Origin of the sequence: Paenalcaligenes suwonensis (genome assembly GCF_011290505.1) — a bacterium.
GTDB classification, from domain to species: domain Bacteria; phylum Pseudomonadota; class Gammaproteobacteria; order Burkholderiales; family Burkholderiaceae_B; genus Paenalcaligenes; species Paenalcaligenes suwonensis.
On record NZ_JAANPV010000004.1, the window covers coordinates 88583 to 108517 of the forward strand.

General features: G+C 50.0%; 18 protein-coding genes, 1 tRNA gene and 1 pseudogene. 6 read left to right on the plus strand and 14 right to left on the minus strand.

Annotated features, from left to right (window positions below; all coding sequences use genetic code 11):
* Positions 1 to 51: 51 nt before the first annotated feature.
* The 4 genes from GY634_RS07495 (at position 52) to GY634_RS07510 (ending at position 4492) form a co-directional block, all read left to right on the plus strand.
* On the plus strand, positions 52 to 2610 hold the full coding sequence (locus GY634_RS07495; RefSeq protein WP_166407932.1) for a sensor domain-containing diguanylate cyclase: 2559 nt from the start codon (positions 52 to 54) through the stop codon (positions 2608 to 2610).
* 68 nt (positions 2611 to 2678) lie between these two features.
* Positions 2679 to 3371: a serine protease inhibitor ecotin gene (gene eco, locus GY634_RS07500; protein WP_166407933.1), complete on the plus strand. Its 693-nt coding sequence runs from the start codon at positions 2679 to 2681 to the stop codon at positions 3369 to 3371.
* A 33-nt stretch (positions 3372 to 3404) separates the two neighbouring features.
* The gene (locus tag GY634_RS07505) at positions 3405 to 3761 is read left to right on the plus strand and encodes a CidA/LrgA family protein (protein ID WP_166407934.1); all 357 of its coding nucleotides are present in this window, start codon (positions 3405 to 3407) and stop codon (positions 3759 to 3761) included.
* On the plus strand, positions 3758 to 4492 hold the full coding sequence (locus tag GY634_RS07510) for an LrgB family protein (RefSeq protein ID WP_166407935.1): 735 nt from the start codon (positions 3758 to 3760) through the stop codon (positions 4490 to 4492). Before GY634_RS07505 ends, GY634_RS07510 begins: the two co-directional genes overlap by 4 nt.
* Here the strand turns inward: GY634_RS07510 and GY634_RS07515 are convergent, their stop codons facing one another.
* Genes GY634_RS07515 through metX form a run of 3 tightly spaced genes read right to left on the minus strand, consistent with a single transcriptional unit; the run spans position 4493 to position 7598 of the window.
* On the minus strand, positions 4493 to 5728 hold the full coding sequence (locus GY634_RS07515; protein ID WP_166407936.1) for a muropeptide transporter: 1236 nt from the start codon (positions 5726 to 5728) through the stop codon (positions 4493 to 4495).
* Between the two features lie 17 nt (positions 5729 to 5745).
* Complete coding sequence (metW, locus tag GY634_RS07520) at positions 5746 to 6366, minus strand: methionine biosynthesis protein MetW (RefSeq protein ID WP_166407937.1); 621 nt, start codon at positions 6364 to 6366, stop codon at positions 5746 to 5748.
* Positions 6363 to 7598, minus strand: a complete 1236-nt coding sequence (gene metX / locus GY634_RS07525) for a homoserine O-succinyltransferase MetX (protein ID WP_166407938.1) — start codon at positions 7596 to 7598, stop codon at positions 6363 to 6365. The genes metW and metX overlap by 4 nt, the downstream gene beginning before the upstream one ends.
* A gap of 220 nt (positions 7599 to 7818) precedes the next feature.
* Between metX and gshA the strand changes: the two genes are divergently transcribed.
* Complete coding sequence (gene gshA / locus GY634_RS07530; protein ID WP_166407939.1) at positions 7819 to 9384, plus strand: glutamate--cysteine ligase; 1566 nt, start codon at positions 7819 to 7821, stop codon at positions 9382 to 9384.
* An 83-nt stretch (positions 9385 to 9467) separates the two neighbouring features.
* On the opposite strand, the gene GY634_RS07535 is transcribed toward gshA, so the two are convergent.
* Positions 9468 to 10025, minus strand: a complete 558-nt coding sequence (locus tag GY634_RS07535; RefSeq protein ID WP_166407940.1) for a c-type cytochrome — start codon at positions 10023 to 10025, stop codon at positions 9468 to 9470.
* Between the two features lie 241 nt (positions 10026 to 10266).
* Here GY634_RS07535 and GY634_RS07540 point away from each other — a divergent pair.
* Positions 10267 to 10341, plus strand: a tRNA-Arg gene (locus GY634_RS07540).
* Positions 10342 to 10385: 44 nt separating this feature from the next.
* On the opposite strand, the gene GY634_RS07545 is transcribed toward GY634_RS07540, so the two are convergent.
* The 10 genes and pseudogenes from GY634_RS07545 to GY634_RS07590 form a co-directional block, all read right to left on the minus strand.
* Positions 10386 to 11336 (minus strand): class I SAM-dependent methyltransferase, encoded by a 951-nt coding sequence (locus GY634_RS07545; RefSeq protein WP_242683643.1) that lies wholly within the window; start codon positions 11334 to 11336, stop codon positions 10386 to 10388.
* The gene (locus tag GY634_RS07550) at positions 11308 to 11544 is read right to left on the minus strand and encodes a YbdD/YjiX family protein (protein WP_166407941.1); all 237 of its coding nucleotides are present in this window, start codon (positions 11542 to 11544) and stop codon (positions 11308 to 11310) included. The genes GY634_RS07545 and GY634_RS07550 overlap by 29 nt, the downstream gene beginning before the upstream one ends.
* Before the next feature lie 2 nt (positions 11545 to 11546).
* A pseudogene (locus tag GY634_RS07555) lies at positions 11547 to 13637 on the minus strand (carbon starvation CstA family protein).
* Positions 13638 to 13961: 324 nt separating this feature from the next.
* Positions 13962 to 14561: a hypothetical protein gene (locus GY634_RS07560; protein WP_166407942.1), complete on the minus strand. Its 600-nt coding sequence runs from the start codon at positions 14559 to 14561 to the stop codon at positions 13962 to 13964.
* A 139-nt stretch (positions 14562 to 14700) separates the two neighbouring features.
* The gene (locus tag GY634_RS07565; RefSeq protein ID WP_166408125.1) at positions 14701 to 15621 is read right to left on the minus strand and encodes a LysR family transcriptional regulator; all 921 of its coding nucleotides are present in this window, start codon (positions 15619 to 15621) and stop codon (positions 14701 to 14703) included.
* Positions 15622 to 15710: 89 nt separating this feature from the next.
* Positions 15711 to 16439 (minus strand): amino acid ABC transporter ATP-binding protein, encoded by a 729-nt coding sequence (locus GY634_RS07570; RefSeq protein ID WP_166407943.1) that lies wholly within the window; start codon positions 16437 to 16439, stop codon positions 15711 to 15713.
* 20 nt (positions 16440 to 16459) lie between these two features.
* The gene (locus GY634_RS07575; RefSeq protein WP_166407944.1) at positions 16460 to 17155 is read right to left on the minus strand and encodes an amino acid ABC transporter permease; all 696 of its coding nucleotides are present in this window, start codon (positions 17153 to 17155) and stop codon (positions 16460 to 16462) included.
* Positions 17155 to 17832: an amino acid ABC transporter permease gene (locus GY634_RS07580; RefSeq protein ID WP_166407945.1), complete on the minus strand. Its 678-nt coding sequence runs from the start codon at positions 17830 to 17832 to the stop codon at positions 17155 to 17157. Before GY634_RS07580 ends, GY634_RS07575 begins: the two co-directional genes overlap by 1 nt.
* Before the next feature lie 24 nt (positions 17833 to 17856).
* Positions 17857 to 18633 carry an ABC transporter substrate-binding protein gene (locus GY634_RS07585; protein WP_341352819.1) on the minus strand — a complete coding sequence of 259 codons (777 nt, stop codon included), beginning with the start codon at positions 18631 to 18633 and terminating at the stop codon, positions 17857 to 17859.
* 99 nt (positions 18634 to 18732) lie between these two features.
* Positions 18733 to 19935 carry an aminotransferase class I/II-fold pyridoxal phosphate-dependent enzyme gene (locus GY634_RS07590; protein ID WP_166407947.1) on the minus strand — a complete coding sequence of 401 codons (1203 nt, stop codon included), beginning with the start codon at positions 19933 to 19935 and terminating at the stop codon, positions 18733 to 18735.

Here is a 19935-nt window from a genome sequence, read left to right on the forward strand (position 1 = left end):
ATGATGCTTAGAAACGTACACATTTGCTAACAATACAATTATGCTTGGCCGATGAGTGCTCCCCTCCCTCCCCCTCTCGTTGCAGGCGATCCTCAAGGCAGACTTAGGCTGCCCTTTGGGGTATGGGTAGTATTCATCGCTTTAGTACAAATCACGCTAGGTATAGTGTGGGGTCAACTGATAGACCACAGCCCTACGCTGGCGACGTTACCCGGACTGATTATTCCCTCGGGTGTGGTGCTAGCACTGGCCTTAGCGCGAGACTCTCGATTCTGGATCAGCGCTGCCGCAGCCCAATTCATCTATGCACTAGCTGGCAATACCTCTGTAGAGTACAGCTTCCTGCTGGCAGCCATCGCCGCCCTAGAAGTGCTATTTACCTGCTGGGTGATGCGTAAGCTGAGCTTCTCAGCGCAGTTAGACTCACCACGCCAGTGGATTGCACTAGTGGTAGTACTGGCCCTAGGCACACAGAATTTCAGCACGCTGGGCTACATTTTCGTACTGCAGGCCAGCCAGCCATTACTACACACCAGTTTGTGGGATGCCTATAGCCATCTTTGGGCACTAAGCCTCATCGAAAAGATGCTGGTGATTCCAATCGTACTGGCCTGCATAGGCCCACGATCCCAACACCCGTCTATTCCTGAGTTCTTGCTCAGCACGCTGGTATTAGGCGTGGCCTCGTTCTACGCCTACCAGTTTGGCTCTAATGGGCTGTTTTTGCTGCTCCCGTTGCTTGCCCTGCTAGCGACTAGACTAACCCTGCTGTTATTCAGCTGTAGTTTGCTGTGCATGACCGTCATCATGTTAGGTGTACAGTGGTTCCTATACCCCACCGCCACAGAAGAAGCTCCTGCTCTGCTATGGTTTTTACTGGGTAGCCTACCCTTGGCAATCACCTGTAACCTCAGCTACCGCACGCAGCAACTGAAGCAAGCTCAGAATCTGCACACCTCTGATCAATACGACAAGCTATTCACGCATGCGCCGGTGCTAATTAACGGTTTTGACGCCGAAGGGCGCTGTGTCATTTGGAATAAAGAGTGCGAGCGCGTATTTGGTTGGAAACGAGAAGAATTACAGCAAATCGCCGACCCATTATCTGTGCTGTACCCTGACAGCATTCAACGCGCTGCGGCACGCCAAAGCATTTTCAGCCGAGAAGTATCCTTCCAAACCTGGCACCCCCGTACCAAGCAAGGCCATAGGCTCAGCACCTTATGGGGCAACATACAGATTGATGAAAATCAGGCTATAGGCATAGGCATCAACCTTAGCGACCATGCTCGAGCAGAACAAGAACTGCTGCTGGCCAAAGAGCGCTATGAAAACCTGGTCCAGCGTATTCCTGTAGGCGTATTCACCCTACGGCAATCGTTGGATGGCGCCATTCTGTACGAATACGTCAGCCCACGACTCTGTGAAATGTATAACCTGTCGGATAAAGCCATTTATGCCGACCCTAAAGCCATTAGTGATTGCTGGCATGAAGAAGACCGTGCAGAAACCATACGCCTAACCGCCGAAGCACGTGCCTGGTTACGCCCTATGCGCTTAGACACACGTGCCATCATCAATGGGCAAGAGCGCTGGATACGCATAGAAAGCAACTCCACCCGCCTACCCAATGGCGATATCTTGTGTGATGGCGTACAAACCGACATCACGGAAAGCCGACGCAACGAGTTCGAACAACGTATTGCTGCGAGCGTATTCAAACGCAGCTACGACAGCATTCTGATACTGGATGATCAACATCGCATCATCAACGCCAACCCTTCGGCTATTCGTTTAAGCGGTTATACGCTTAGCGAATTGCGTGGCCATACGGTTGATTTACTCTTGCCCCCCTCTTCTCAAGCGGTGGACTACCAGCGTGCAATCTGGCAAGAGGTCATGACCACAGGCGCATGGCAAGGCGAAGTGACCATGCACTCACACAACCAAACAGAGCGCCCTTTGCAGGTCTCTATTGTGCCGGTGCGTAACAACAAAGGCGCTATTCTGCGCTACATCGTTGTGGGTACAGACGTAAGCCTACTCAAAGCTCGTGAAGCTCGTTTAGAACGCTTGGCACACTTTGATTCGCTCACGCAACTACCTAACCGATATTTGCTTACCGACCGTTTACGACAAGCCTTATCGCACGCCGATCGCAGCCAGAACCTCCTAGCTACCTGCTATGTAGACCTAGACGGTTTTAAAGCCGTTAACGATCAATATGGCCATAGCATTGGCGACATGCTGCTGAAAGAAGTGGCGTTACGCCTGACCAGCAAACTGCGTAAAACCGATACTGTTGCCCGCTTAGGGGGTGACGAGCTGGTATTGCTACTGGGTGATTTTAAAGCCCCTGAAGACAGCACCGCCCTATTGCAAGAGCTACTCACACTACTCGCCCAACCCTACCATATTCATGGCCAACAACCTATTACGGTATCGGCCAGTATAGGCGTGAGCTTCTACCCCACAGACGCCACAGACCCCGACCGCTTGCTACAACTGGCAGATCAAGCCATGTATCTGGCCAAGCAAGCTGGAAAAAACACTTACTATTTTCACAATCAGGCCACAAAAGAATCGCCCCTCGCGCCTGTCTCGCACTAAGCCCTGACAGTACAATGTAGCGTTCATTCTGGCCCTCTCTGCCTCTTATGTTTTCTTTGGAGAACACCATGTCTCACGCGTTTCGCCGCCGTACACCTACGGCAGCACTGTGCGCTGCCCTCGTTGCTATAGGCCTACTCAGCAGCCCGCTGACACTTGCACAATCTGCTGCTACTCCTGCCGCTCCCGAAGACAAGCCAGCAAGCACCAGTACAACCACGGCAGCCCCTCAACCAGATCAAGCCGCTACCAGTACCGACACCACTGCACCAGCACTTGCCCCTGAACCACCTGCCAATGCTGGCACCCCAGACACCCCACACAGCGCTCCACCTACTGAGACGCTAACCATTAACGATCCGGTAGAGGCGTTTCCCGCTCCCGAACCTGGTTTTGTGCGGCACGTGATTCATTTACCTGTGGGTAACTATGAAAATGATCTGAAAGTAGAGCTGTTGCCAGGGAAGGTAATAGAAACCGACTGCAACACACGCCAATTCATTGGTCAACTTCAAGAAAAAACGCTAGAAGGCTGGGGTTATACCTACTATGTGCTTCCCAGTATAGAGGGCCCCATCTCCACGATGATGGCGTGTACAGAAGACAGCAAAAAGCTGCAGTTTGTACCCGTGACCGGCAGTGCGGGCTCATTGTTGTACTACAATAGCCGATTGCCTGTTGTAGTCTATCTACCCGAAGAAGTAGAGCTACGCTGGCGCACTTGGGTCGCGACTCCTGTAGTCAGCGCCAACAGTCAATAATAACTATCCTTTAGCAGCCGGCGGAGAGGCTCCATGATTGTTGCTATTACAGCCTTATTCGTCTTTCAATTGATAGGGGAAGTCGTTGTCCAGTATTTGGGCATTCCCCTGCCTGGCCCTTTAGCTGGCATGCTACTGCTACTAGCTGCGTTCATCATACGCGGCGGTATTCCTACCGAACTGGACAAAGCGGGTACGGCGCTCTTACAGCATCTAATGTTGCTGTTCATTCCTACGGTTACCGGCATTATGCTGTTCTTCGACAAAATTGCCGAAGAGTGGCTGCCCTTTATTGTGGGTAACTTACTTGCCGTAGCGCTCACCATCTTCTGTACGGCGTTTGTACTAAAAAAACTTATGGCTAAACAAGCAGATAAGGAAGAACAATGAACGACGATTTCTTCCGTATTTGGGTATTTCTCACCGAATCCCCGCTGCTGTGGTTAACACTTACACTATGCGTGTACTTGTTCACCCTCACCATCTACAAGCGCGCCAACTCGAATTCGTTCCTGTTGCCAGTACTGACATCCGTCGTGATTTTAGTGCCCATTTTGCAATGGACAGACACCCCCTACGAACACTACTTCGAAGGTGCGCAGTTTATTCAATTGCTGATTGGCCCAGCTACTGTTGCCTTGGCTATTCCTTTGTACAAACAACTGCAACTGCTGCGCCAACACTGGAAGCCCATTATGGCTGCACTGTTTGTGGGTACTAACGTCGCCATGTTCAGCACCGTATTTATTGCGTGGGCTTTGGGTGGTTCGTCGGCCATCATTATTGCCATGATGCCTAAATCGGCCACTATGCCTATTGCCATGGCGTTAGTGGACTACTTTGGCAGTGAGCCGTCTCTGGCTGCTGTGTCAGTCGCTATTACGGGTATTGGTGGCACGATTATTGCCGTGCCTTTGCTGCGCATGACGAAGGTAACAGACCCCATCACTGAAGGCTTTACCTTAGGCCTAACTGCACACGCTATCGGTACCGCACGCTCTATGCAGTTAAACCAAACCACGGGGGCTTTTGCGGCCCTAGGCATGAGCTTAACGGGTATTGCCACCGCGTTACTTATGCCTGCTGCCGTGGCTATTGGTCGCGCAGTAGGCATGCTGTAATTAGTCGGTGTGACGATCCAGCGCTAGGATCTGTTTCTTGCGCCAACGCAGCAAGAATAGTCCTGGCAACGCAATCACAATAGTGACTAAAAAGAAGGTGGGCCAGCCTAAGCCTTCTACTAAGAATGGTGTAAGCGGACCTGCCAAGTAGGTACGCCCTACTGCCGCTAAGGCGGATAATAAGGCGAATTGCGTGGCGGAGAACTGCCTATTACACAGCGCCATCAGCAACGCTACAGACGCGACAGTACCCAAGCCTCCACATAGGTTTTCCAAGCCCACCACAACGGCCATCAGCCATAACTCTGACGAGTTAACGGCCAGAACCCAGTAGCCCAGATTAGACACCGCCTGCAAAATACCAAACAGCATTAAGGCCCTGTACAACCCTAGTCTAGCCATCATGCTGCCACCTAGCAGCGCCCCTGCAATGGTGCTCGCTAAACCAAAGATTTTGTTGATATAACCTATCTCGCTTAGGCTAAAGCCCGCGCCACGAATTAAAAAGGTGGTGGATAAGGCTCCAGCAAATGCATCACCCAGCTTATACAGCACAATCAACAGCAATAAGCTCAGCGCCCCTTCGCGTGAGAAAAACTCTTTAAAAGGCTCTACGACGGCATCGCGCAAATTACGTGGTGGCTTCACCTTAAGCTCTGGCTCGGGGGCCAGCAGCGTCGCGACCATACACCCTGCCATTAACAATCCCATGAGCATATAGGTGTACTGCCAGCCTAACCATTTATCGGCCAAGATTAAGGCCAAGCCACTGGATACCAACATGGCCACCCGATAGCCCAACACCCGTAACGCTGCTCCTGCGGCCCTTTCGTCTTGATGCAACACATCCGTACTGTACGCATCAAACGCAATGTCTTGTGTGGCTGACATAAAGGCCACAAACACTGCCAAGAGCGCTAGTGGCATAAGGTTTGTACCAGGCGATAACAACCCCATGCCCACAATGGACAGTGCCAATAATAACTGCGAGATAAGAATCCAACCGCGCCTGCGTCCCAATATAGGGAAGGCAAAACGGTCAATTAACGGCGCCCACAAAAACTTCAGTGTGTAAGCAGACCCCACCAGCGTCAAAAAGCCAATTTGCGTCAAACTGACATTTTCTACGGTAGCCCAAGCCTGTAACGTCCCACTGGTTAGCGCCAGTGGCAAGCCACTCGCAAACCCCAGCGCCAGCAATGACAACACTCGTGGACTGGCATAGGGAGACGCCATGATTCTAAGACCTTTATCTAAGCTGCCGCATGCGGCGATTCAAAACGATACACAGCCAAACGGCTACGTAAACTAGGCAACACACGTACTTCCGCATCGTTACCAAAAGCAGCTCTATGCGTAATACGTAAATTCAATGATCGGGCTAAATCTTCAAAGTCTTTGAAGGTACACAAGTGGATATTGGGCGTGTCATACCATTGATAAGGCATTTCACCCGATACGGGCATACGCCCTGCCAAAATGGACAACCCGTGTGACCAGTGACCAAAGTTGGGAAAAGACACAATACCAAAACGTGCCACCCGCGCCATCTCACGCAAAATATGCTCAGTATTAACCATGGACTGCAGGGTTTTAGACAGCACCACCGTGTCAAAAGACTGGTCAGTAAACAAGGCCAACCCTTGCTCCAAGTCTTGCTGAATCACTGGCACGCCACGACGCACACAGCCAATCATGGCTTGTGGATGGCGCTCTACCCCTATGCCGTCCACCTGCAAGGAATCGCGCAAATGCGCCAATAACTTGCCATCGGCACAGCCCAAATCCAGCACGCTGGACTCTGGCTTAATCCACGAGGCAATACGTTGTAAGTCAGGGCGCTGTGCCAAGGAAGCTGCGTTTATGTTGCTCATGCCAATACTCCCGTTACGCTAGCACGGGCACCCAGCCCCATCGTTTCTGCAATATGGTCATAATACCCCTGCACCACACCGTGATAACGTTCGTCATCCAACAAAAACGCATCATGGCCATGCGGTGCATCCACTTCGGCATACGTGACCGACAAACGGTTTTTCAACAATGCCTGCACAATTTCTCGTGAGCACTCGGGCGAGAAACGCCAATCAGTCGTAAACGACACCAACAAAAACTTCGCCTGCACATGCGCTAAGGCCTTAGCCAAATCACCATTATGCAATCGCGACGGATCAAAATAATCCAATGCTCTCGTAATCAGCAAGTAGGTATTTGCATCAAAATACGTAGAGAACTTCTCGCCTTGGTAACGTAAGTAGGATTCCACCTCGAATTCCACATCGTAACCATAGCGGTACGCTTGCCCATCTAACGGGTTGCGCTGACTACGCCCGAATTTCTCGGCCATTACCGTGTCAGACAAATAGGTGATGTGCCCCAACATACGCGCTACACCTAAGCCACTACGTGGCACGGTGTTGTGTGCATAGTAATCCCCAGCATGAAACTCGGGATCTGAAATAATGGCGCGGCGTGCTACCTCGTTAAACGCAATATTTTGTGCGCTTAATCTAGGCGTGCTAGCAATCACAATGCAATTTTCTAGGCGATCTGGCTGGCTAATTGCCCACTCTAAGGCCTGCATGCCCCCCAAAGACCCGCCCATAACGGCCGCAAACTTCTGAATACCGAAATAATCTGCCAAGCGCGCTTGGGCATTGACCCAGTCTTCTACGGTCAGAATGGGGAAATTTGCCCCCCACGGCTTACCTGTTGCCGGATTTGTAGAAGCTGGCCCAGTAGAGCCAAAGCATGAGCCAATATTATTCACACCAATCACGAAGAAACGATCGGTGTCTAAAGGCTTGCCGGGGCCAACCATGTTGTCCCACCAGCCAATATTTTTGGGATTTGCGGCATCAATGCCCGCCACATGATGTGACGCATTGAGCGCATGGCACACCAATACCGCATTACTGCGATCGGCATTCAACGTGCCATAACTTTCCACACACAGCTCGTACTGTGGCAACACTTGGCCGCTTTTCAGCAGCAAAGGCTCTGAAAAACCAATGATCTCAGGTTTCACAATGCCCACTGAACCGTTAGGAACAATGGCATCAGACAAGCCTGCCGAAGCAGGAATAGAATTAGCAGTAGTACCCATAGGGACCTCTTTAGCTGGATTTATGGAGCGCCCGCAAGCGGATCAGGCAAATCGGCGCAAACAAATGAATTGATCGCTAAAAGTGTATCACTTGGCGTTCACTTACACAGCCCTCCCTCCGCTTTTTTTGGTCAAAGCCTACCTGATCGGCATATACTGCTTTAATTCCTATCAAACTAGTACTATTTAGTCGCTTTATCCAACCCCCGTGGTGGCCTCAATGAATACTCGCTCCAGCCGACTCCACGTCCTTCAAAATCAACCCGATATTCTGCGCACCTTACGACGTGGTATCGAGAAAGAAGGCCTGCGTGTTGATACGTCTGCACATTTGTCTTTACGCCCACACCCTGTTGCCCTGGGCTCTGCTCTGACCAACGAGCACATCACTACAGACTACTCAGAATCCCTGCTGGAGTTAATCACGGGCACGCACCACGATGTGGCTAGCCTGATGGATGAGTTGCAATCCATTCATATTTTCACAGCCCAAGGTATAGACTCTGAAACCATGTGGAATCAGTCTATGCCGGCTTTGCTGCCAAACGAGGCCGATATTCCCATCGCGTGGTATGGCAAATCTAATGTGGGCATGATGAAGCACATTTACCGACGCGGCTTGGCCGAGCGTTACGGTAAACGCATGCAATGCATTGCAGGTATTCACTACAACTTCTCGTTGCCTGACACGCTGTGGCCACTGTTGGGGTTTGATGGCCTAGATCTACAAGAACAACGCTCTACCGGCTATCTGGCACTGATCCGTAACTTCACCCGTTATTCATGGTTGCTGATGTACCTATTTGGTGCCTCACCGGTGGTGTCCAGCAGCTTTTTAAAAGGGCATAACCTACCTTTAGAAAAGGTTGCTCCCGATAGCTATACCCTGCCCTGGGCCACTAGCTTACGCATGAGCGATCTGGGCTACCAAAACAAAGAGGCACAAGCCGAACTACAGCTGTGCTACAACGATCTGGACACTTTCTTGATGCGTATGCTGCATGCTACGCGTACACCGTGGCCTGACTACGAACGCATTGGCACCCACCGCAATGGCGAGTGGATACAGCTCAACACCAACATTCTGCAGATAGAAAACGAGTACTACTCCAACATACGCCCCAAACGCACCACGCAATCAGGCGAGCGCCCTTCTGCCGCGCTGGCTCAACGCGGTGTGGAGTACGTGGAGGTACGTTGTTTAGACATTGATCCCTATGCACCATTAGGGATCAGCGAACAGAGCTGTCACTTTTTAGATACCTTCCTGCTGTTCTGTACACTGGAATCCAGCGATGAGTTCCCGAACAACGGTTTCTGTCAGCACAGCAAGAACAACTTTGCACAGGTAGTGCGTGAAGGCCGTAAACCTGGTCTGATTTTGAACACACCCGAGCACGGTAGCATTAGCCTCAAAGACTGGGGCCAAAAACTGCTAGAAGATATGGAACCCTATGCTGACCTTTTGGATCAGCACCTGCAATCTGGCCATGCTCACCGCGAAGCCTTGCATGCTCAGAAACACAAGCTACTAGACCCTGACAACACACCGTCCGCACAGCTTCTACGTGATTTAAGTGGTTCTGGCCTGAGTTTCTTGGACTTCACCTTGCAACAAAGCCAAGCACATCGCCAGCACTTATTAGACACGGCATTGTGCCCTAAACGCCAAGCCGCCTACGAGCAAGCCGCCACAGACTCGCTTACCCTGCAAGAAAATATTGAAGCCGCGCAAGCCAATCAAAGTTTTGAAGACTACCTTAGCTCCTTTGAGACCAATAGCTAAGTCATGCAGTAGGCAATAAAAAAGCAGAACCTTATTAGGTTCTGCTTTTTTTGTACTGCACTACCCTATAAAGGCAGCTAGAGTTACTCAGACGCTACTTCGTCTTCGGCTGGTGCTGCTGGCTCATCGAAACCGGCACCCGCTTCATTTGCCATATACACCATGGCACGCGCAACTTCGATGTCTTCGAGGTTAGCGTTACCACCACGTGCCGGCATAGCGCCTTTACCGTTTAGTGCCACGCTCAACATCGCATCGTAACCTTGTTGTACAAATGGAGCCCACGCTTCTGCACTACCAAATAGCGGAGCACCTGCAAGCCCCGCGGAGTGACAGGTCGCACAGGTGGAGTTGTACACTTCTTTACCTGTTTTCAGTACTTTAGGACCTTCAGCAACAATTTCTGCTGGCCCTAATACAAAACCTGCTACAGGTTGAATACGAGTAGCAATGGCTTCCTGTGCCTGATCGTTATAGCTAGCACCTGCTTTCAAACCCACTGAAAACAAATTCACCAACATCACTACTAACGCGATAGGCACAATCACCGCCAATATCACGACCAGCACGATTTGCTGTAAAGAGAATTTTGGGCCTTGCTGGCCGCTTTGATTATTATGGAGTTGTTCCGTATTGCTCATAATCGGATCCCGCAAATTTGAACAGTAGCAGGCGACAACTCGTTACGAGCCACGCCAAAATTAAAGACGCATACACGTACTGCCAGACCTACGCTTCCCTTCTAGGCAATCCGTACATAGTGACCAACATCGCATTATAGCGGACTGCACCCAACTTGTACGCACACCTTGCGCTAACGTGCTGTCTACACCCTATAGCTTTCAGCATTTTTTCCAAAAACAAGGTAAAATAGCGAGTTCCGCGACCATAGTTCAATGGATAGAATTAGAGTTTCCGAAGCTCTCGATACAGGTTCGATTCCTGTTGGTCGCGCCAGATAAAACGCTCCGGTTTCTCCGTCGCAGCAAAGAATTCCCCTCTTACACGTTCTCAAACACTGATTTTACGTCGCCCTCTGCGAAGATCAGCGTAAACACATGCACAGCGTTATCTGCGTCTTCTATGTGCAGTTCTAAACTATCGCCCTGTAAGGTGGCGCAACTAAGCACTACCTCGGTATCCCCTATCCACGCGGTACCGGTGATTTCTTGAAAGCTTTGCTGTAGTTCCACATAGTACGTGTTGCCGTCCAAGCCTTCCCATTCCCAGGCACCTTCTACCTGAGCCGGTACTACCCATTTGTAGAGGCTAATGCCACTAAGCTCCAGCTCTTCGTCGGCTTTCCAGTCCCCCATGCTGAAGGCATGAGAAATAATACGCGTGCCGGGACGTAATTCGCTCAGCAAGCGAGGGCGTAAATCTAGATTCACCGACTCTAACAAATACAGCGTTACTACCGTTGCTCCGCTAATGTCTACCGTGAAGATGCTTTCTTCTATGAAATCCACCAAATGCTCTACACGGGCATGGGCTGCATTTTCCATGGCATCGGCAACACGCAAGGGGTCCATTTCTACGCCTATGCCTTGTGCACCGCAAGCCTTAGCCGCCGCAATCACAATACGGCCATCGCCACAGCCCAAGTCATACAACACATCAGTAGCCTTAACCCGCGCCAACCCCAGCATTTTCTTGATGACACTGTCATCCGTAGGCACAAATGGCACATCTAGCAGTATCTCTGGCCCTGCAGAAATGTCATCTAGGTCGTCAATTAAGTCTCTAAACATTGGCAACACCCTATAAAAATGCAGTGCGTGGCACGTACCCCGCTCTACCAGAGTAGCGTACTGCATGGTGAATGGAAACACCCCACGCGTAGAAGAAGCCTTCCACGTTGGGGTGTTCTGTAGATTAGGTGAGGAGCTAGTGGCCGTAGCGCCACGCGCTACGGGTGGGGACTTAGCAGCACATAATCCTGCCTTTGCCACCGTAACGTGCCGCCTGTCGCTCTTTAAAGAAGGTGGCGTAATCCATAGGCTCTTGATCGGGGTGCGTTGTTTGCATGTGTTTTACATACACATCGTAATCTGGCACCCCTACCATCAGCCGCAGGGTACGCCCCAGATAGCGTCCTGTTTGCGCCCCCGTCTGGGTGGCCGAGCGTGCAAAGCTCGTGAATAATCCTGTGGTTTTCATGGTTACTCTGCTCCTGCCAACGCTTGTGCTGGCAATGGCTCAAACGGTGTTTCAGCCGTTGTATTCTGAGGGCTACGACGTGCTTTCTGAATAGCTCGTATGCCAAAGAACACCATGCTGATCACCACAAAAATAAACAACGCGCACAAAATAGAGTTCACGTAGTCGTTAATAATCACCTGACGCATTTGCTCTAACGATTTAGCGGGCGCCATGACAGTGCCTTCTGCCAACCCTGCACTGTAAATTTCAGCATGCGACAAGAAACCAATTTTTGGATTGGGGTGGAAGATTTTCTGGAAGCCCGCCGTCAGGGTGCAAATCAACAGCCATACGGTAGGTGCTGCAGTTACCCATGCGTAGCGGTCTTTCTTCATCCTAAATAGCACCACCGTACCCAAGGTCAGCGCAACCGCAGCCAGCATTTGGTTAGCAATACCGAACAGCGGCCACAAGGTGTTAATACCACCCAGCGGATCCACCACGCCTTGATACAAGAAGTACCCCCACGCTCCCACGCACAGTAAGGTTGCCGTTAAGTTAGCGACTAGAGAGTCCGTTGCTCGCATGCTGGGCGCGAAGGTACCTAGCAAGTCTTGCAACATAAAACGGCCTGCTCGTGTGCCGGCATCCACCGCTGTCAGGATGAACAGCGCCTCAAACAAGATGGCAAAGTGATACCAGAATGCCATCATGCTAGGGCCACCAAACATGTAGTGCAGAATATAGGCCATACCCACCGCCAACGTAGGTGCACCACCCGCACGAGAAATAATGGTGTTCTCGCCTACCGCAGCCGCCATAGAGGTAAGCTGCTCAGGTTGAATCACAAACCCCCAGCTGGATACCACTTGGGCCACTTGCTCTGGCGTGGTGCCGATTAACGCTGCTGGACTGTTCATGGCGTAGTAGATGCCGGGCTCGATCACGCATGCGGCGATCAAGGCCATGATAGCGACGAAAGACTCCATCAGCATCGCACCATAGCCTATGTAGCGCGCTTGGGTTTCGTTCTCGATCATCTTAGGCGTGGTGCCTGAAGAGATTAGCGCATGGAAACCAGATACCGCCCCGCACGCAATAGTGATGAACAAGAAGGGGAATAAACCGCCAGCCCAAACTGGGCCAGTGCCATCAATAAACTGAGTCACTGCCGGCATTTTCAGTGGTGGGGCCACAAAAACAATATCAATGGCCAAACCCGCGATCGTGCCGATTTTTAAGAAAGTAGACAAGTAATCACGTGGTGCCAGTAACAACCAAACGGGCAGTACGGCAGCAATAAAGCCATAGATAATCAGCGCCCATGTCAGCTCTTCGCCATCTAGGTTGAATACTTGGCCCCAGTACGGGTGCTGAGCAACGTCTTGACCATAAATAATAGAGGCCAGCAACAACACCAAACCAATAATAGAGACTTCACCAATTTTCCCAGGGCGCAAATAGCGCAGATAAATACCCATGAAAATGGCTAATGGAATTGTCGCGGCAACGGTAAAGGTCCCCCACGGCGAACCAATCAGTGCTTTCACCACGATCAATGCCAATACCGCTAGGATAATGACCATGATCATAAAGGCACCAAACAACGCAATCACGCCAGCTACCGGCCCTAACTCTGCCTTGATTAAGTCGCCCAGCGAACGACCATCTCTACGGCTAGAAATAAATAGTACGGTGAAATCTTGCACGGCACCGGCAAAGACCACCCCGCCAGAATCCACAACATACCGGGCAAATACCCCATTTGGGCGGCCAAGACTGGCCCGACTAACGGCCCGGCACCTGCGATAGCGGCAAAGTGGTGTCCAAATAAAATGTGCTTGTTGGTAGGAACATAGTCCAAACCATCGTTATATTTCCAAGCGGGCGTCATGCGATTCGCATTGAACTCAAAAACTTTATTAGCAATGAATTTGCTGTAGTAACGGTACGCAATCAAATACACGCACACAGCCGCGATGACTACCCACAGGGCACTCACGGTTTCCCCGCCGAGTCAGCGCTACCGTCCCCAACGCGAAAGCACCTAGTAAGGCTACCGCTATCCATATCAGTATGGATAAACCTTTATTCTTTTCTGCTACATGCATAGACGTGTTCTCCAAAATATTTTTAAAGTTAACCACCTCTCTACCACGACGCATTACAGCATGATTGTTATGTACTACTCCTTATATAAACCTCAACAAAAAAATCAAACAATTCAAACACTTATGAATTTTAGAAATATATAATCAGCCATTCCAGTCTTCATTAGACTGCGCATGAATTCAATACAAAAAAACCCTACTTCACTGGTTACAAATCTGCTTTTTAGGCATTTTTGTCACGAGCTAGTAGGGTTTGCTGTTTGAGTGGACAAATAGAATGGATGAGAACGTGTCTCATCCATAAAACACTTATATAGGCTGCTATTACTTGTTGTAGGGGCCACTCAACGTAAAGGTGTCGCTGTAATAGCTATGATCTATCAGTAGCCAGCCGTCAAAGTAGCTTAGGGGCGTGAGTTTGAACCCGCCGCCAAATCGAGTAGAAAGCGTGGACGATAAAAACTCAAACGTGGCACTGGTGTTATCTTCGTAAAAGATTTTCACCTGAAAGGCTGAAATCGGCGTCGTTCGTAATATCAAGCTCGTTCTATCATTACTGCTCATCGCCATATGCGGCGACTGAAACGCAATGCCAGTTATCTTGCCTTGATAGGCATATTTGTACCCAATAGCAGGCTTATCTTCGATGTTATAGCGGGCATAGTCTTTTTCTGAGTTCAAACCCAGTTTATAAAAATGTGTGCTGTAGCCCGCCATCAAAAAAGTTTCGTCTTCCACACGCGCTACCAAACCTATGCCACGAGTTTCTTTGGTAGGCGGGTTATTCATAATCTGGTCGAACTCTTCTTGAGTAGCAGGCTCTTCTACTGTTGCTATGTAGTCTTTCTCGTACTTAATCCCGTAGATATCGTTGGCGACTTCTTGCACGAGTTCAGATGAAGGCGCGGGATGGCTCCACCTCACGTTGGCACAGCCCGAAATAGTTAAACCCAAAAAACAGATTACGACGGTCTTGTAGAGTCCTATGCCCAAGATTATTACTCACTGAAAAATCGTTTTATGATAACCCAAGCCACTACCACAGACAGAATCACCGCACCATCTATTGCTGCAGAGCAGTCAGCAATGTATCACCTGCTTCTAAATCAAAAACGGCTTGTACTCTGTCTATCACCAAAGACACTTGATGACTGAGCAAACTACGTTTGAACACGGCGTAATATTGAATTTGTGGCAACTCGGGCTGCACATGTAACTCACGCAGCACACCACGCTCTACCAAGGGCCAAAAATACCCTCGAGGTAAATGACTAATGCCTTGGCGCATAATGGTGAGCCGCGCCATCATATCCATGCTGTTGCAGGTTAATAACCGATTAAGCGTGAAGCCTTGTTCCGCAAACCACGTATCGTACAGGTGAGACAGAGCAGAATTAGGCGGCTGAGAAATCACCGGAAATGGCATGAGGTCTTTAGGCGTCAGACAAGCATCAAAATCCAACGCGAGAAATGGGCTCGCCATCCACACATTGGTCACAACACCCAACTTCACACAATCGTACTCATAACTCCAAAATGGCCCCGGCATGACAGCCAAATCTAGGTCACCACTCTCTAAATGTTCATAAAGGGTAATACCACCATCAATTTCTGGCACCAATTGTATATTGGGATAGTGTTCTCCCATGTCACCAATCAGGTCGGCTAACCAGGTCAAACCGCTTAGTTCGGTCACGCCTAAGCGCACCACCCCTTCAAATCTAGAGGAGTCCGCCATTTCACGCACAATACGGCTATTGAGCTCTAATAATTGTGTGGAAAGCTCAAACAAGCGGCGCCCCACCAGCGTCAGTGCCAGTTTACGTTGTGAACGATCAAACAACTCAGCACCCGCGAATGCCTCTAGTTCGCTCACGCGCTTAGCTACCGCTGATTGGGTAACATAAAGCTTTTTAGAGGCCGCATTAAAACTCCCTAATACGGCACTCCAGTGAAAAGACTCGAGCTGCTTCAGGGTATACATGGCTGCTGTAGAAACATGAGATGATTTATCCATGCCTAGCATACCCCCTTACTGCTAACAGCCCAAGCCGGATCACTGACGACCATACTCTATACGCGTATGATGTCGGCCAAGAAACGCTTGGTGCGCTCGTGCTGCGGCTGGCTAAAAAATGGCTCCGGCTTGGCAATTTCAACAATGTGTCCCGCATCCATAAAAACAACACGGTCGGCCACATCACGCGCAAACCCCATCTCGTGCGTGACACACACCATGGTCATACCTTCACTGGCCAAGGTTTTCATAACCTGCAAAACCTCACCCACCATTTCCGGGTCCAAGGCACTGGTAGGTTCATCAAACAGAATCACAGGCGGTTTCAGCGCCAAGGCTCTGGCGATGGCCACACGTTGCTGCTGTCCGCCAGACAGGGCGCCAGGGAAAGCATCGGCTTTATGGGCCAGACCCACACGCTGCAATAACTGCTCGGCTTGTTTTCGGGCATCCTGTTTGTTCTGCTTTTGCACATACACCAGCGAATACATAATATTCTCGGCAGCACTCATGTGCGGAAACAAATTAAATTGCTGAAACACAAAACCAATACGCTGACGCAACTGATTCAGATTGAGCTTCTTGGCATGAATATCCTGCCCATCCACCGTAATCGAGCCTTTTTGTATTTCTTCCAAGCGATTAACGGTGCGAATTAATGTGGATTTTCCGGAGCCTGAAGGGCCGCAAATGACTACCACTTCGCCTTTGCCAATCGTAAGGTCCACATCATGCAGCACATGATGTTCGCCATACCATTTGTTTACTTTTTCAAACTTGATCATGTTTACCTAACCTTATTAGATCAAATCACTGCCATCTGTCGCGAGCGCTGAATGCGACGCTCAACCCAATTCACCGTACGGCTTAAGCTGAAACACACGATGAAATAAATGATCGCCAAGATACCAAATACCTGTAACGGCTGCGTCAACACCAAGTTATTGACCTGGTTAGCCGCAAAGGTTAGTTCATTCACGCTGATCACATACCCCAATGAGGTTTCTTTGATCGTAGAGACAAACTGGCTGGTCATGCCAGGCAACACATTAAAGAGGGCCTGCGGCAAAATTACTTTACGAACGGTGGTCCAGTACCCTGCCCCTAACGAGTTAGACGCCTCAATTTGACCTTTAGGTATGGCCTCTATACCTGCCCGTATCACCTCAGATAAATACGCGCTTTCATACACTACCAACGCCCAGATCAAGGTCCAAAAACCGCTAATGGATTCGCCAGTGAGTTTGGGAATGACAAAATACGCCCAAAAAATCAGCATCAGTAGCGGTACGCCACGCACAACGTTCACAATCAGGCGACTGGCGGTGGATAACCACTTGCAAGGGCCTACGCGGGCCAAGGCCAGTCCGATGGCTAACGGGAACGACAACAACAAGCCACACGCCGCCAAAATCAAGGTCAGTGCCAACCCGCCCAAGGGCCCGTTGGGGTACTGCCCTACCAAGAACATGGGCCAGTAATTTTGTATAATTTCTAGCATTATGCGCCCCCTTTCTTCAGGGCAAAACGCGCCGTAATGCGAGCACCAATAAACATAATCAGAAACGCACCACACAAATACAATACTGTCGCTGTCCCAAAGGTCGCAAACGTACGATAGGTTTCGTTTTCTACTTCACGAGTCTGATAGGTCAACTCCACCACACCAATCGCCATCGCCACACTGGTATTTTTAAACAGTAACAAGGCTCGACTGATTAACGGTGCAATCGCAATACGTAAAGCTTGCGGCACAATAATGTGGCGCATACATTGCAAATAACTAGACCCCAAGGCGCGGGCAGCCTCGAACTGCGTGCCAGGGATGGCTCGCAAGCCACTACGAATATCCTCAGCTATATAGGCTGAAGACCCTAGCGCTAACGCAATCGCCGCTAACGACAGCTCGGCATTATGGTCGTACAACCAGAAACGTATATTTTCTGGCAACAGTTCTGGCATACCAAAATACCAGAACAGCACCTGCACCATAAGCGGCACATTACGGTGGTATTCCACAAATATATCCACCAACCATCGGCATACCCGTAGATTGGTAGTACGAATAATGACTAGGAGAATGGCTAAGGTAAACGCCATCACCCAAGACACAGCAAAAAGCTGGATGGTTGTTACCATCCCATCCAGCAGCTGTTCTACATAAAAGAACTCAAGCATGTTTTGACTGACTGAAGAGCAGGCCTATTCTTGTATAGGCGCAATGCTGAATGAACGCTCTAATTGATATGGAGACTCCATACCAAACCATGTATCAAAGATACTAGCGGCCGTACCATCTTGCTCGGCCTCATCCAAGATTTGGTTTACTTTCTCGATGAATGCAGGCTCATCCTGACGCAAACCTAAGCCCCAATACTCCATAAACACAGGCTCTTCAATAATAGTGACTGGCGCGGTAGGTGGGCTTTGCAACATCAAACGCAACAACACCAATTCCGATGCAAACTGCGCATCCACTTTACGCTGCTGCAAGGCCAAGTAGGTAGCAGAGCTGTCGGAGTAACCAATCACGTTGGACTTGTCCAAGATGCGTTTGATTTCACGCTCTGAACTCGATCCCTTGGTAGCACCGACTCTACGACCATTGACTTGACTAATCTGCTCTAAACCCGCATCCGCACGCACTAATAACTTCTGGGGGCTGACATAATAGGCATGACTAAACGCAATTTGCTTAGCACGCTCAGGTGAGTACCCTAGGTTAGCCGCCAATACGTCTACACGCTTTTCATTGAGCTCAGGAATACGCGCACTCACTGACAACAGTTTGTACTCCACCTTTACACCCAACTTATCGGCCAGCAACTGACATACATCGACGTCATAGCCCACCAATTTGCGTGTTGTTGGGTCTTGGAAGCTAAACGGTTGAGACGTGCCCAGCGTACCGCACACTAAGGTGCCGCGCTCCTGTATTTCTGCCAACTGATCTGCCTGTGCTGTGGATGCCATGAGCATACTGGTGGATGCCAACAATACTGAAAACATCGTTTTATACATGATGAGTCTCCTCTTATGAACCACTATGTGACAAGGTAGCTGCCTTTTAAGAAAGGCTTAATGTAATTTCTCGCATGCTGCGCGGATGCCTTCACATCCTTGCTCTATATCGTCCAGCGATGCTGCAAAAGACAAACGGAACGTGCCGGGTGCGCCATATGCAGTGCCGCCGATCACAGCCACACCTGCTTCTTTCAACAAATACAGCACCAGGTCTTCATCGTTTTCGATACGGTCACCAGCAGGTGTGGTGGAACCCAGCAGTCCAGAACAATCCGGGAAAGCATAAAAAGCGCCATCCGGTTTAGTTAAGGTCAAACCCGGTACTTGTGCCAGCAACTCGCAGGCTTTATCGCACCGCTGTTTAAACACCTGCGCAAACTCTTCCACACACTCCTGTGGACCTGTCAGCGCTTCCAGTGCAGCTGCTTGACTAATAGACGATGCACCAGAGGTACTTTGTGATTGCAGCACAGACATCGCCGCAATCAATTCCGCAGGTCCAGCACCATAGCCAATACGCCATCCCGTCATGGCATACGCCTTAGATACACCATTTACCAACAAAGTGCGCTCACTTAACTCTGGTGCCACTTGTAGTAAGTACGGTGTAGGTTGGCCAGTAAAATTCAAACGCGCATACATATCGTCTGTCATAACCCACACGTGTGGATGACGCACCAACACATCGGCCAACGCACGCAGTTCGGCTACGCTATACAAAGTGCCTGTTGGGTTGCTAGGTACGTTGAACACCAACCACTTAGTGCGTGGCGTAATCGCCGTCTCCAATAGCTCCGGAGTAAGCTTATAGTGATTGGCAATGGTGGTTTGAACAATCACGGGAACCCCGCCGTTCACCAACACCATATCTGGATACGACACCCAATAAGGGGCAGGCACAATAACTTCATCACCCTCGTTTAACGATGCTGCCAACCCGTTATATAGCACTTGCTTGCCACCAGTGCTCACAATCACTTGGGATACTGGATAGCTGATACCTGTCTCACTGTGTAATCTGGCTGCAATGGCTTGGCGCAATGCAGCTACACCTTGTGCTGGTGGGTACTTGGTTTGGCCTTTATCAATCGCGACTTTTGCAGCAGCACATATATGCGCTGGTGTCGCAAAATCCGGCTCCCCAATAGTGAGATCGATAATTCTACGCCCTTGTGCGCGCAACTCGGACACTACCGCACGGGTCGCAACGCTAGGAGACAATTTAATACGGCGAATGCGCTCAGCCACAATACTCAT

Bases quoted from the DNA above. Each gene is read 5' to 3' on its own strand.
- GY634_RS07590 (WP_166407947.1), bottom strand. From the start codon at position 19,935: ATGAGTATTGTGGCTGAGCGCATTCGCCGTATTAAATTGTCTCCTAGC.
- metW (WP_166407937.1), bottom strand. From the start codon at position 6,366: ATGAGCAACATAAACGCAGCTTCCTTGGCACAGCGCCCTGACTTACAA.
- GY634_RS07570 (WP_166407943.1), bottom strand. From the start codon at position 16,439: ATGATCAAGTTTGAAAAAGTAAACAAATGGTATGGCGAACATCATGTG.
- GY634_RS07510 (WP_166407935.1), top strand. From the start codon at position 3,758: ATGAACGACGATTTCTTCCGTATTTGGGTATTTCTCACCGAATCCCCG.
- GY634_RS07580 (WP_166407945.1), bottom strand. From the start codon at position 17,832: ATGCTTGAGTTCTTTTATGTAGAACAGCTGCTGGATGGGATGGTAACA.
- gshA (WP_166407939.1), top strand. From the start codon at position 7,819: ATGAATACTCGCTCCAGCCGACTCCACGTCCTTCAAAATCAACCCGAT.
- metX (WP_166407938.1), bottom strand. From the start codon at position 7,598: ATGGGTACTACTGCTAATTCTATTCCTGCTTCGGCAGGCTTGTCTGAT.
- GY634_RS07565 (WP_166408125.1), bottom strand. From the start codon at position 15,621: ATGTATACCCTGAAGCAGCTCGAGTCTTTTCACTGGAGTGCCGTATTA.
- GY634_RS07575 (WP_166407944.1), bottom strand. From the start codon at position 17,155: ATGCTAGAAATTATACAAAATTACTGGCCCATGTTCTTGGTAGGGCAG.
- GY634_RS07585 (WP_341352819.1), bottom strand. From the start codon at position 18,633: ATGCTCATGGCATCCACAGCACAGGCAGATCAGTTGGCAGAAATACAG.
- GY634_RS07515 (WP_166407936.1), bottom strand. From the start codon at position 5,728: ATGGCGTCTCCCTATGCCAGTCCACGAGTGTTGTCATTGCTGGCGCTG.
- GY634_RS07495 (WP_166407932.1), top strand. From the start codon at position 52: ATGAGTGCTCCCCTCCCTCCCCCTCTCGTTGCAGGCGATCCTCAAGGC.
- GY634_RS07535 (WP_166407940.1), bottom strand. From the start codon at position 10,025: ATGAGCAATACGGAACAACTCCATAATAATCAAAGCGGCCAGCAAGGC.
- GY634_RS07505 (WP_166407934.1), top strand. From the start codon at position 3,405: ATGATTGTTGCTATTACAGCCTTATTCGTCTTTCAATTGATAGGGGAA.
- eco (WP_166407933.1), top strand. From the start codon at position 2,679: ATGTCTCACGCGTTTCGCCGCCGTACACCTACGGCAGCACTGTGCGCT.
- GY634_RS07550 (WP_166407941.1), bottom strand. From the start codon at position 11,544: ATGAAAACCACAGGATTATTCACGAGCTTTGCACGCTCGGCCACCCAG.